Raw genomic sequence first — 13,082 nt, forward strand, 5'->3', positions numbered from 1 at the left:
GAGGCTGTCATCCCTGAAGCCGTCGAAGACGGCTATCCGGGAACCACGTACCCCAGTGAATGCAGGGATGCATGGATCCCGGATCGGCGCGGCTCGCTTTGCGAGCACTTGCCGTCCGGGATGACGGTTCGCGGGCTCCACTGCACTAAAAAAACCCAACGCAGCAAAAATCAAAGCTCTCGTGCAGCACTGAACAAGAACGGGGAGACCCCACGCGTTGTCTCGTCGAACAACAGCTCCCGCGTCAGCGGCGGCTCCGCGCGCTGGCTGCAATTCGTCCGCTCGCACAAACGGCAATTCACGCCGATCGGCGTAATGTCGTTGAGATTGTGCCCCGCCGAATAGGTCAGCCGCGACGCGTATTTGATCTCGCAGCCGAGCCCGATCGCGTAACGCGGTTGCGGCTGTGCGAACGGGGCAGGCGGCCGGTTCACGGTCTGCGCCACCGAAAAGTATCGCGAGCCATCCGGCAACTCGACGACCTGCGTGACAACACGGCCCGGCGTATCGAATGTTGCATGCACGTTCCACAACGGACACGTGCCGCCGAATTTCGAAAACGGAAAAGTGCCGGACGAAAAACGCTTCGACACGTTGCCGGCGTGATCGACGCGCAGCATGAAAAACGGCACGCCGCGCGCGGTCGGACGCTGCAGCGTCGTCAGTCGATGACATGTCTGCTCGAAGCCCGCACCGAAACGCTGGCCGAGCAAACCGATATCGTAGGCGAGCGCCTCGGCGGCTTCATGGAAGCGCGCATACGGCATGATGACGGCCGCCGCGAAATAGTTCGCCAGCGTGATGCGGAACATGCGCCGCACCGGGTCCGAAACATCGCCCGCGCGTGCGACGACATCGTCGATGCCGGCGCCGGCTTCCATCAGCGCGAGTTGAAACGCGGTCTGAAACACGCGGCCCGGTGAATCGACCAATTCGGAAATCAGCAGATGGCGGCGATGCCGGTCGAAGCGCCGCAAGTTGTCGCGCATCACGTCCACGGGGAGAATACGCGTCACGATGCTGTGCCGCACCCGCAACCGTTCCGTGAGCGCGCGGAAAAGTTCGTGCGCCGGCACGTCGAGTTCGTCGCGCAGTTTTTCCGCCGCAACTTCGAGTGTCGGGAAGTGGTTGCGGTTCTGCTCGATGATGTCGCGCACGCGATCGACCGGGTTGGCGTCGAAACCATCGCTCTCGTCGCGGCCGGCGAAGCGTGAGGCCGCCAGCGTCTCGCCGCGCCGCGCTTCCATATAGGCCGCGTAGAGGCGCTGCATCGCATGCGCCATGTTCGGCGCCAGCTCGGCAAAGTCGCGCAGCTCCTGTTTCGGCAACTCCAGCGCGCGGAAGATCGGGTCCGCGATGATCTCGTTCAGCTCCGCAAACGCGCGGTCATCCTCGCCGGCCGCGAGATCGCGGAGGTCGAGGTCGTAGGTTTCTGCAAGCCGGAGGAGAATTTGCGCCGAGACCGGCCGCTGGTTGCGCTCGATCAGGTTCACGTAGCTCGGCGAAACGCCAAGGCCGTCGGCCATCTGCGTCTGTGACAAGCCAAGCTGGCGCCGGATGCGCCGGAAGCGAGGCCCGACGAACAGCTTGCGATTCTGGCTGATGTCCTGCAGCGACATGGGCTTGATCCGTCTTTTGTGACTATTGTTACAGAATTACAATTGTCACAAGTAAATCGATGACACAGTGGCATCGTTCGTCAAAAAGCCCTCTGTGTCAATTGGATTTGGCGAGTTATAGCTGTGAAGTCAGTTTTTACAAATCAGCCGATGTCACGGCTGTCAGGAGAATAAGATGTCTGCTTTCGATAAGTTGGTCCCGAATGCGCCGAAGGGCCGTTTTGACGGTATTGAGCGTCCATACAGCCCGGCTGAAGTCGAAAAGCTGCGCGGCTCGGTGAAGATTGAATACTCGCTGGCCGAGAAGGGCGCTCAGCGCCTGTGGAAGCAGCTCAACGAAATGCCGTATGTCCACTCGCTCGGCGCCGTCACCGGCAACCAGGCGATGCAGCAGGCGAAGGCTGGCCTTCCGGCGATTTACCTCTCGGGCTGGCAGGTTGCTGCCGACGCCAACACGGCCGGCGCGATGTATCCGGACCAGAGCCTTTATCCGGCCAACGCCGGCCCGGAGTTGGCACGCCGCATCAACCGTACCTTCCAGCGCGCCGACCAGATCGAGCATGCCGAAGGCGGCGCGAAGATCGATTGGTTCGTGCCGATCGTTGCCGACGCTGAAGCCGGCTTCGGTGGCCCGCTCAACTCGTTCGAGATCATGAAGGCTTACATCGAGGCAGGCGCTGCCGGCGTCCACTTCGAAGACCAGCTCGCGTCGGAGAAGAAGTGCGGCCACATGGGCGGCAAGGTCCTCATCCCGACCGCCGCGCATGAGCGCAACCTGATCGCGGCGCGCCTCGCCGCAGACGTCTGCGGCACCTCGACCTTCGTGCTCGCCCGCACGGACGCCGAGAGCGCCAAGCTCATCACGTCGGATGTCGACGAGCGCGATCGCGAATTCATCACCGGCGAGCGCACCGCAGAAGGCTTCTATCGCCTGAAGCCGGGCACGGGCCTTGCTCACTGCATCAAGCGCGGCATCGCGTTCGCGAAGTATGCCGACCTGATCTGGTGGGAAACCTCGACGCCGAATCTCGACGACGCGCGTGAATTCGCCGAAGCGATGCACAAGGTCTACCCGAACAAGATGCTGGCTTATAACTGCTCGCCCTCGTTCAACTGGGAAGCCAACATCGACAAGGACACGATCGCGAAGTTCCAGCGCGAGATTGGCGCCATGGGCTACAAGTTCCAGTTCGTGACGCTGGCCGGCTTCCACTCGCTGAACCACGGCATGTTCGAACTCGCTCGCGGCTACAAGGCCGAAGGTATGGCGGCTTACTCGCGTCTCCAGCAGGCTGAGTTCGCTTCAGAGGTCAACGGCTACTCGGCAACGCGCCACCAGCGCGAAGTCGGCACCGGCTACTTCGATCTCGTCTCGACGACGATCTCGGGCGGCACGTCCTCGACGACCGCGCTGCATGACTCGACCGAGACCGCGCAGTTCAGCACCGCCGGCGCGCACGCCGAAGCGGCTGAGTAATTCGAACATTGACCTGGCGATTATCGCCAGGCCATCCACCAAGTTTTGGCCGGTGCCCTGATCACCATCAGGCGCTGAAATGAAGGAGAAAGATCATGAGCCAAGCACAGTTTTGGGTTGTCGGCGGCGAATTCGGTTCGCTGAATTTCCACTCGCTCGTTCAGGGCACGCAGCAGGTACGCGGACCGTATCCGACGCGTCCGGATGCTGAGGAAGCCTGGAAGGCGATCAGCCAAGAGTTCCGCTACAAGGCGAACTACCGCTTCACGATCGTGCAGGATTCGGCACGCAGCGCAGCGGCCGCCTAATCGATCGAACCACAGCTTAAAGTCTGAGGAAGCGCTTTAAGGCGGGACCCCGGTTTCTCTTGGGAGGGAGAAGCCGGGGTTTTCGTTTGCCTGTGCCAAACGACGCGCCTCTCCGTCGTCATGGCCCGCTTTATGCGGGCCATCCACGTCTTACTTTTTGCGGCCAAGTCGTGGTTGGCCCGGACAAGCCGGGCCATGATGGACAGCGGCGGCGACGTTGCGTGACCGGCTTCGCTCGTCCTAAACCTGATCGCACAAAAACAAGCATCAGGAGCGAGAGAAGACGCCATGACGGTTCGCATCGAAAAAGACGGCACGGTTTGGACCGTGATCCATTCGCGTTTCGAGGCGCGCAACGCGATGGATCCGGAAAGCGCTGACGCGCTGCATGATGCGATGCTCGCATTCAACGCCGATCCGAAAGCGAATGTCGCGGTGCTGTGGGGCGAGGGCGGCGCCTTCTGCGCCGGCTGGGATCTCAAATACGCCTCGAGCCTGATGGATCGCGACGCCTTCCAGCGCGACATGATCGAGGGGCTCGCATTTCCGCATGGCGCGAACGGCGCACCGCGCGGTCCACTCGGTCCAACGCGTCTCGAACTCGACAAGCCCGTCATCGCGGCGGTCGAAGGGCCGGCCGTCGCCGGCGGCATGGAGCTTGCGCTCTGGGCCGACGTCCGCGTCATGGGCGCGACCGCGTATTTCGGCGTCTACTGCCGCCGCTGGGGCATCCCGTTGCTCGACGGCGGCGCCGTGCGGTTGCCGCGTCTCGTCGGTCTCGGCCGCGCGCAGGAAATCATCATGACGGGCCGCAAGGTTCCAGCTGACGAAGCGCTGCGCATCGGCATGTGCGAGAAGGTTGTGCCGGAAGGCGGCGCGCGAGCCGCCGCCGAAGCGATGGCGCAGGAGATTGCGCGCTTCCCGCAGGCCGCCGTCCGCGCCGACCGGCGCACCGCCTACGAGACTCACGGGATGGGCCTGCGCGATGCGATGCGCCGCGAATGGGCGAACGGCGTCGAAGCGCATTCGCGCGAAGGCGCCGCTGGTGCCGCGCGCTTCGCCAGCGGCAAAGGCCGCCACGGCGATTTCAAGGATATCGCTTGAGCACGAAACCGTAGCCCGGATGAGCGAGGCAGCGCGAAGCGCTTCCGAGCGACATCCGGGGACTATTCTCGCCGCACCCAGCTCCCGGATATCGCTTAGCGATACGCGCCTCGCTCATCCGGGCTACTTCTTCTTCCGCGCCTTTTCAGCCTGCTGCAGTTCCTCGATCCAATCGACCGAGAGCTTCAGGCTCTCATCGATGAAGCGCAGCACCGTCGCGAGTTCTTTCTCGCTGAACGTCGACCACAGGGCGGTCGTGCGTTGCGCGATCGGCTCATACGCCCGCGCGATCGGCCCGATCTTCTCCGGCCGCACGCGCAGGATGACACGCCGGCGATCGTTCGGATCGTTGTCACGCCGAATGTATCCGGCCTCCACCAAGCGATCGATCATCGTTGTCGTCGCGCCGGAGGTGAGGCCGGTCGCCTTGGCGAGTTCACCCGCCGTTGCTTCGCCGCGCAGGAACAAAACATCGAGGCATTCGAGATCGGTCGAATTCATTCCGAAGCGCGACGCCATCGCTTCGCTCATCAGTACGCTCTGCGCGCCCATGCGGCGCACCGCGTGGCCGACTTGCTCGATCAACGGTGGTTCGTTCTTCTTCGGCATCACAACCTGGCGGCAGCCGCAAAAGCAGCAAGCATCGCGCCGCAGGTAACGAAGTCGAGCGGCAGGCGCAAGCGGCTGCGCGAAACCCAGCGCCGCGCCGCGCTTTCCGTGACGTTGGCCGGGTCGGCGCGCTCGAAGGCGAGCGCCTTCGGGATGAAATCGAACGCCGACCAAAGTCGCATCACGGCATGCGACGCGAACGCGACGAGCAACCAGAACCGCGCGCCGGGCGCGCTCCACAACAGATAGAGCGAGACGAACAGTGAAAGTTCGAACGCGACATGCGCCGGGATCCAAAACCGTTTGCGCGAGATGCCGCCATGCTCCGGCTGCACGAGCGCCGGCTTCCGCGGCCATGCCGGATCGACGACGGTGACCTCGTAAAATCCGCCGCCGAGACTGATCATCGCGAGGGCGGTCGCGAGCGCCGTAATGACGAGCGGCGCGGTTTGCGCGGCCTGCGCTAGAGCGCTGGTCAAATCGACAAACGCGATAACGGCGATAAGGCCGAGCATCACCAGGGGCTGCGTCAAATCCATCGTTGTCGAGCTGAAAATGAGCATGGCAGTCTCCGAAATTCCGTTGGTGCATATATCTTTACTGTCAAGAGACTTGATTGTCAAGATATATGATCGAGCGCTCGCCCAAAACTCCGCTCATACCCGCGAAAGCGGGTATCCAGCCAGCGCCCGGAAGGGCGCGAAATTGCTGCAGCGGTTATTTCTGCGTGCTTCGCACTTAGCTGGACCCCCGCGTTCGCGGGGGTGAGCGGAGGATGTGTTCTCGGCGCTAAACCACTCCGTCTTTCTTCAGCGCCGCGATCTCATCCGCGCTCAATCCCAGCTCCCCGAGCACATCGCCCGTATGCTCGCCGACATCCGGCCCGGTCCAGCGCACCGCAGCGGCACGGTCGAAACCCGAAATGATCGGCATCGCGCCCGGATGCAGAAGCTCGTCCTTGAAATACGGATCGGGCACTTTCTGAATCATCCCGCGTGCAAGGAATTGCTTGTCCGCCGCAATGTCCTCGATCGTGAAAATCTTCGTCGCGGGAATCTGCGCCTCGGCAAGCAGACGCACCAGCTCCGCGCTCTCGATCGCGCGCGTCCAATCCCCGATGATGCGATCGATCGCATCCATATTCTGCACGCGCTCATGGTTGCCGAGGAAGCGCGGGTCTTTTGCCAGCTCCGGCTGCTTCATCAGCGCCGACAAACGCGCGAACAGCGGGTTCGAATTCGCCGCGATCAGCACCCATGCGCCGTCTTTCGTCGGATAGGCATTCGACGGCGACGCCGTTGCGAGCCGCGATCCTTGCGGCTCACGCACCATGCCGAGCTTGCCGAATTCCGGCAGGCATCCTTCGAGCAAACTCAGAACCGACTCCGTCAGCGCAACGTCGATCGTGCGAAACGTCGGCACTTCGGCATTGTCCTGCTCATGCACGGCGGCGAGCGCGGCCATCGCGCCATACATCCCCGCGATGCTGTCGCCGATCGAAAAGCCGACGCGTACCGACGGCAAGTCCGTCATGTCGGCCGGATGATTGGTGAGGTAGCGCATGCCGCCCATGGCTTCCCCGATGACGCCGAACGCCGGCGCGTCGCGGTTCGGTCCGGTCTGTCCGTAGCCCGAGATGCGCACGAGCACGCAACGCGGATTAGCCGCCGCCATCACGTCGGGGCCCAAGCCCCAGCGCTCGATCTGACCCGGCCGATAGTTCTCGACGACGATGCGCGAACGCTTCACGAGATTGAGGACAATGTCGCGGCCACGCGGGTCCTTCACGTTGACGGTCACACTCTTCTTGTTGCGCGCATGCACCGACCACCACAGCGAACGGCCATCGACCTTCTCGCCCCAGGTACGGATCGGATCGCCTTCGCCCGGTGTTTCGATCTTGATCACGGTCGCGCCCATGTCGGCGAGCAACCGCGTGCAATACGGCCCGGCGATGAAGTGACAAAGCTCCAGCACCGTCATGCCGGAGAGTGGGCCAGTCGCGCCTGCCATGAGGCCTCCCGTTGCGTCTTTTATCGTTCGCTTGGTTTAGCGCGGCTTGACGGCATTCGGCAAAGGCTTGCCGTCGGCATGCGCCACGATGTTGTCGACGACCAGCATGCCCATCGCGGTGCGCGCCTCTTCGGTCGCGGTGCCGAGATGCGGCAGCGCGAACACATTCGGCAATGAGCGATACGTGGCGTGCAGCTGCGGCTCGCCCGAGAACACGTCGAGGCCCGCCGCCGCGACATGACCGGATTTGAGCGCCGCGATCAGCGCATCGTCGTTGACGAGATCGCCGCGCGCCGTGTTGACGATAATGACGCCGGACTTGCACAGCGCGAGATGCTCTTCGTCGATCAGGCCGCGCGTCGCCGGCGTCGACGGGCAATGCAGGCTGACGACGTCGCAGATTTCGAGCATCGTCTCGAGCCGCGCGTGGAACTTCGCCTCGGCACCGGAGACTTCGCGCGGCCCGTGATAGTGAACCTCCATGCCGAAGGCGGCCGCACGCGTTGCGACTGCTTGTCCGATACGTCCGCAGCCGATGAGGCCGAGCTTCGCGCCGGAAAGGCCGAGGCCGAGCAATTGGGTAGGCCGCCAGCCGCGCCAGCGATCCTGTTCGACCATCGCGAGGCCTTCTCGGGCGCGGCGGGCCGCTCCAAGGATCAGCAGCATCGCGATTTCGGCGGTCGTGTCCGTGACCGCACCAGGGGTGTTCGAGACCCCGATCCCGCGTGCCGTCAGCGCTTTGACGTCGAGATGGTCGGTGCCGGCCGAGACCGTGGAGACAAGCTTGATCGTTTCCGGAAATCGCTTTGTCACCTCCGCGGTAACCGGCTCCATCAGCGTCACGACGAGGACATCTCGGCCCTTGGCCGCCGCGACGATGTCGTCGGCCGAATAGTCGCGCTCGTCGTCGCCGAATTCGATCTCGGTGAGTTCGCGGAGCTTTTGCTCGACGGCGCGGGGCAGGCGGCGGGTGGAGAAAACCTTGAGGCGCGTGGGCACGGAAACTTTCGGGTGTCAGGAGAAGCCGGCGAGTCGGACTAGATCAACTTCGCCTGCGGCACTCAACCGTGCCGAAGGTCGCGCGCCACCGCGGTGGTCATTCCGGCCGAGCGCTTGCGGCGCGCAGCGCTCAAGCAGTGAGGGCCGGAATCCATACCGCCTGTGCTTTTCATGCACACCGGGGTTGTGGATCCCGGACAGCCGCTGAAATCAGCGGCTTCCGGGATGACTGAGGCAAATGGCGATACAAAGCTCTCGGTTGATTGATCGCGGCGCTGTTGAAAGTGAGTACAACTTCAAGTAGCTAGCCCACAGCCGCAGAGGGGATTTCGGCGGTCAGAGGGGAATTCGAACGCCGTTCAGGGCGTGTCCGCTGAGCATCTTGGAAAAGGCGCGATAGCGCACTAATCCGCTTAGGCCACGGCCAGCGTTAACGAATTTCTCACCAAACGAACGACGGTGGCGCGGAAGGCGCTAAAGATCGCTCATGGTCAAGCTCGTCCATATCGCGCTGACGCGGCCCTACACGTTTATCGTGCTGGCGCTCGCGATCCTGATCGCGGGGCCGCTCGCCGCCTCGCGCATGCCGGTCGACATCTTCCCGGCGATCCGTATTCCCGTCATCTCCGTCGTCTGGCAGTTCACCGGTCTGCCGCCGGACCAGATGGCCGGCCGCATGACGACGCCGTTCCAGCGCGCGCTGACGACGACCGTCAACGACATCGAGCACATCGAGTCGAACGCCTACACGGGCGTTTCCGTCACCAAGATCTTCTTCCAGCCCGGCGTCGATATCCGCACGGCAAACGCGCAGGTCACCGCGATCGCGCAGACGCTGCTGCGCCAGATGCCGCCGGGGGCGACGCCGCCGCTCATCCTAAATTACGACGCCTCGACCGTGCCGATCATGTTCCTGGCGCTATCCGGTAACGGATTGTCCGAACAGGCACTTTTCGATCTGGCGACCAGCCAAGTGCGCACGCCATTGGTCACTGTGCCCGGTGCCGCCATTGCGTGGCCGTTCGGCGGCAAGAGCCGCCAAATCCAACTCGACCTCAACCCGGCCGCCATGCAGGCACTCGGTCTGTCGGGTCAGGACGTCGCCAACGCGCTCGCGGCGCAGAACCTCATCACGCCGGTCGGCACGCAGAAGATCGGCGATTTCGAATACGCGATCCAGCTCAACAACTCGCCGACGCAGTTCGCCGATCTCGGCAATCTGCCGATCAAAACCGTCAACGGCGCGACCGTTTATATCCGCGACGTCGCCTCGGTGCGTGACGGCTTCGCGCCGCAGACGAACATCGTCCACGTCGACGGCGATCGTTCGGTGTTGCTGCAGGTACTCAAGAACGGATCGGCCTCGACGCTCGCGATTCTCGACGGCATCAAGCAGAAGCTGGTCGAGATGAAAGCCGGCCTGCCGGATGCGCTGACCATCGTTCCGCTCGGAGACCAGTCGGTCTTCGTGAAGAGCGCCGTCTCCGGCGTCATGCATGAGGGCATCATCGCGGCCGCGCTGACCAGCCTGATGATCCTGCTGTTCCTCGGCTCGTGGCGCTCGACGATCATCATCGCGACCTCGATCCCGCTCTCGGTTCTCGGCGCCATAGCGTTTCTCTGGCTCTCCGGCGAGACGCTCAACATCATGACGCTCGGCGGTCTCGCGCTCGCGGTCGGCATCCTGGTCGACGACGCGACGGTGACGATCGAAAACATCAACTGGCATCTGGAGCAGGGCAAAGGCGTCGAAGAATCGATCCTCGACGGCGCCAATCAGATCGTGACGCCGTGCTTCGTCTCGCTGCTCTGCATCTGCATCGTGTTCGTGCCGATGTTCTTCCTCGACGGCATCGCGCGCTTCCTCTTCGTGCCGATGGCGCTGGCCGTCATGTACGCGATGGTGTGGTCCTTCTTCCTGTCGCGCACGCTGGTGCCGACGCTCGCGCTCTATCTCCTCAAGGCGCATCACGGCGATCATGCCGCTCCGTCGCGCAACCCGCTGGTCCGCTTCCAGCGCGGTTTCGAGCGCGGCTTCGAGAAATTCCGTGCCAGCTATCTCGGCTTGCTCGGCCTGGCGCTGAAGCGCCGCGCCGTTTTCGTCATACTGTTTCTCGCCTTCACGGGCGGCACGTTTGCGCTGGTGCCGTATCTCGGCCGTAACTTCTTCCCGGCGGTCGATTCCGGACAGATCCTGTTGCACGCTCGCGTCCAAGTCGGCACGCGCGTCGAAGAGGCCGCGAACCAATTCGCGCAGATGCAGAAGTTCATCCGCACGATCATCCCGCCGAACGAAATTCAGACGATGGTCGACAACGTCGGCATGCCGATCTCCGGCATCAACCTGTCGTACAACAACACGGGCGTCATCGGCCCGGCCGACGGCGACATCCAGATCAAGCTGAACGATGGCCACAAGCCGACCGGCGATTATGTGCGCCAGTTGCGCGAAGAATTGCCGCGCCAGTTCCCCGGCGTGCAGTTCTCGTTCTTGCCGGCCGATATCACCAGCCAGATCTTGAACTTCGGCGCGCCTGCGCCGATCGATATCCAAGTGCGTGGCGGCAATCTCGAAGGCAACTTCGCTTACGCCAACAAGCTTTTGAGCAAGCTGCGCCGCATCCCCGGCGTCGCCGATGCGCGTATCCAGCAGTCGAGCAACGGCCCGGCCTTCAACGTCGATGTCGACCGCACGCGCGCACAGACCGTCGGCCTCACCGAGCGCGACGTGACGAACAGCCTCGTCGTCAATCTGGCGGGGTCGAGCCAAGTCGCGCCGACCTTCTGGCTCGATCCGCGCACGGGCTTTTCCTACAACATCGTCATGCAGACGCCGCAGTATAAACTCGACACGCTGAGCGCGCTGCAGACCGTACCGATCACCGCTACGAGCGGCACCGGCCTGCCGATGCTCGGTGCCATCGCGGACTTGAAACGCACGACGACGCAAGCCGTCGTTTCGCAATACAACATCCAGCCGATGGTGCAGATTTTCGCGGCAACGCAGGACCGCGACCTCGGTGCCGTCGCGACCGACGTGCAGAAGGCGATTGCCGAACTGCAGGGCGATCTGCCGCGCGGATCGTCCGTCGTGCTGCTCGGCCAGGTGCGCACCATGAACAGCGCCTTCGCGGGCCTGCTGTTCGGTCTCCTTGGCGCGATCGTGCTGATTTATCTGTTGATCGTCGTGAACTTCCAGTCGTGGTCCGACCCGTTCGTCATCATCACGGCGCTTCCGGCCGCGCTGGCCGGAATCATCTGGATCCTCTTCGTCACCGCGACGCCGATGTCGGTGCCGGCGCTCACCGGCGCGATCATGTGCATGGGTGTCGCCACCGCGAACAGCGTGCTCGTCATCACCTTTGCGCGCGAACGTCTCGAAGAGCTCGGCGATCCTGTACGCGCTGCTTACGAAGCTGGTCTCGTCCGTTTCCGCCCGGTTCTCATGACGGCGCTTGCGATGATCATCGGCATGGCGCCGATGGCCTTCGGCATCGGCGAGGGCGGCGAACAGAACGCGCCGCTCGGCCGCGCCGTCGTCGGCGGCCTGATCTTTGCTACCTTCGCAACGCTAATGTTCGTTCCTGTCGTCTTCACCTTGGTGCATGGCAAGCGGCCCGCAAGCCCGGCTTACGCACCGGAGCCCGCGCATGCAGTCTGAACTCGAAGTTGAAAAACCGCCGTCGCGTTGGAAATTGACCGTCTTCGGCGTCGTCTTCGCCGTCGGCATCGTCGCGCTCGTCATCACGGGCATTCAGTCACGGGCGACCGGCGCTAAGAAGCTGCAGGAATGGACCGACGCGCAGGCGATCCCCTCGGTCGCCGTTCAGGCGCCCGGCACGCGCAAGCTCACGCCGTATCTCGACCTTCCTGGCCGCCTCGAAGCCTTCACGCGCGCCCCGATCCTCGCTCGCGTCAACGGCTACGTGAAATCTTGGACCGCGGATATCGGCGCCAACGTGAAGGCCGGGCAGCTCCTCGCCGAGATCGAAGCGCCTGACCTCGATCAGCAGCTCTTGCAGGCTCGCGCTGACCTGCTCAACGCTCAGTCGGCCGCACGCCTTTCCGAAGCAACGCTCACACGCCGCCGCGCGCTGGCCGATCAGAAGATCGTTTCGGCGCAAGACCTTGACGAGCGCATGGCCGATCTCGCCAGCAAGCAGGCGAACGTCAAGGCGCAGACCGCGAATGTCGACCGACTCGAAGCGCTCGCCTCGTTCAAGCGCGTCGTCGCGCCGTTCGACGGCATCGTGACCTCGCGCGAGACCGACATCGGCGCGCTTATCAATTCGGGTACCGGCGTTCCAATGTTCGTCGTCTCCGACGTCAAGCGGCTGCGCGCGTTCGTCAGCGTTCCGCAGGCTTTCGTCCCGCTGATCCGTCGCGGCGCCAAGACGCTGATAACCGTCCCGGAATACGCCGAGCGTACCTTCGACGCGACGGTCGAGACCTCGACGCAAGCTGTCGATTCCGCGACCGGCACGACCCGCATGCAGCTCATCGTCGACAACGGCGAAGGCCTGCTAATGCCGGGCAGCTTTGCGAATATCCGTATCGACCTCTCGCTCGAGCGCCAGCCGCTTCACGTCCCGGCGAGCGCGCTCATCATGGGCCGCGCCGGCGTCCGCGTTGCGATCGTCGACGGCGACAACAAGATCCGTTTCAAACCGATCGTCATCGCGCGCGACCTCGGTCAGGACATCGAAGTAGCGACGGGCATCAATATCGACGATCGCGTCGTCACGACGCCGCCGGACGGCCTCAACGAAGGTGACGAAGTGCGCATCGCGGGAGCCGATAAAAAGGTGCCGGCGGCGCAACTTCCGACAACCACAAGCACGCGCTAAGCCATTGATCGCACTTCAACGTGTGCGTTTTAACGCTGCGTTAACCATACGCGTAAACTAACCTAAGATTGTGCTGCACAACTAACCACCGCTTTGCCTCTCGGTG

General features: G+C 63.3%; 10 protein-coding genes. 5 read left to right on the forward strand and 5 right to left on the reverse strand.

Features of this window, described 5'->3' with window-relative positions; all coding sequences use genetic code 11:
- Positions 1-170: 170 nt before the first annotated feature.
- On the reverse strand, positions 171-1,619 hold the full coding sequence (locus GJW30_RS06610; RefSeq protein WP_096353248.1) for a helix-turn-helix domain-containing protein: 1,449 nt from the start codon (positions 1,617-1,619) through the stop codon (positions 171-173).
- Positions 1,620-1,794: 175 nt separating this feature from the next.
- On the opposite strand from GJW30_RS06610, the gene aceA reads away from it, so the two are divergent.
- The 3 genes from aceA to GJW30_RS06625 all read left to right on the forward strand — a co-directional run bounded on the left by aceA (position 1,795) and on the right by GJW30_RS06625 (position 4,508).
- The gene (aceA, locus tag GJW30_RS06615) at positions 1,795-3,096 is read left to right on the forward strand and encodes an isocitrate lyase (protein ID WP_096353251.1); all 1,302 of its coding nucleotides are present in this window, start codon (positions 1,795-1,797) and stop codon (positions 3,094-3,096) included.
- A 95-nt stretch (positions 3,097-3,191) separates the two neighbouring features.
- Positions 3,192-3,404 carry a DUF4170 domain-containing protein gene (locus GJW30_RS06620; protein WP_172887558.1) on the forward strand — a complete coding sequence of 71 codons (213 nt, stop codon included), beginning with the start codon at positions 3,192-3,194 and terminating at the stop codon, positions 3,402-3,404.
- Between the two features lie 288 nt (positions 3,405-3,692).
- Positions 3,693-4,508, forward strand: a complete 816-nt coding sequence (locus GJW30_RS06625) for a crotonase/enoyl-CoA hydratase family protein (protein ID WP_096353257.1) — start codon at positions 3,693-3,695, stop codon at positions 4,506-4,508.
- A 123-nt stretch (positions 4,509-4,631) separates the two neighbouring features.
- Here the strand turns inward: GJW30_RS06625 and GJW30_RS06630 are convergent, their stop codons facing one another.
- The 4 genes from GJW30_RS06630 to GJW30_RS06645 all read right to left on the reverse strand — a co-directional run bounded on the left by GJW30_RS06630 (position 4,632) and on the right by GJW30_RS06645 (position 8,129).
- A complete protein-coding gene (locus GJW30_RS06630) occupies positions 4,632-5,117 on the reverse strand; it encodes a MarR family winged helix-turn-helix transcriptional regulator (protein WP_096353260.1) in 486 nt (161 codons plus the stop codon).
- The gene (locus tag GJW30_RS06635) at positions 5,117-5,680 is read right to left on the reverse strand and encodes a hypothetical protein (protein WP_245408678.1); all 564 of its coding nucleotides are present in this window, start codon (positions 5,678-5,680) and stop codon (positions 5,117-5,119) included. Before GJW30_RS06635 ends, GJW30_RS06630 begins: the two co-directional genes overlap by 1 nt.
- Positions 5,681-5,906: 226 nt before the next feature.
- Positions 5,907-7,130, reverse strand: coding sequence for a CaiB/BaiF CoA transferase family protein (locus GJW30_RS06640; RefSeq protein WP_096353263.1), 1,224 nt, complete (start codon positions 7,128-7,130; stop codon positions 5,907-5,909).
- A gap of 36 nt (positions 7,131-7,166) precedes the next feature.
- Positions 7,167-8,129 (reverse strand): 2-hydroxyacid dehydrogenase, encoded by a 963-nt coding sequence (locus GJW30_RS06645; protein ID WP_096353266.1) that lies wholly within the window; start codon positions 8,127-8,129, stop codon positions 7,167-7,169.
- 487 nt (positions 8,130-8,616) lie between these two features.
- Between GJW30_RS06645 and GJW30_RS06650 the strand changes: the two genes are divergently transcribed.
- Both GJW30_RS06650 and GJW30_RS06655 read left to right on the forward strand, forming a co-directional pair.
- Positions 8,617-11,790 carry an efflux RND transporter permease subunit gene (locus GJW30_RS06650; protein ID WP_096353269.1) on the forward strand — a complete coding sequence of 1,058 codons (3,174 nt, stop codon included), beginning with the start codon at positions 8,617-8,619 and terminating at the stop codon, positions 11,788-11,790.
- On the forward strand, positions 11,780-12,976 hold the full coding sequence (locus tag GJW30_RS06655; RefSeq protein WP_096358698.1) for an efflux RND transporter periplasmic adaptor subunit: 1,197 nt from the start codon (positions 11,780-11,782) through the stop codon (positions 12,974-12,976). Before GJW30_RS06650 ends, GJW30_RS06655 begins: the two co-directional genes overlap by 11 nt.
- Positions 12,977-13,082 lie beyond the last annotated feature (106 nt).

It is taken from the genome of Variibacter gotjawalensis (assembly GCF_002355335.1).
GTDB classification, from domain to species: Bacteria; Pseudomonadota; Alphaproteobacteria; order Rhizobiales; family Xanthobacteraceae; genus Variibacter; species Variibacter gotjawalensis.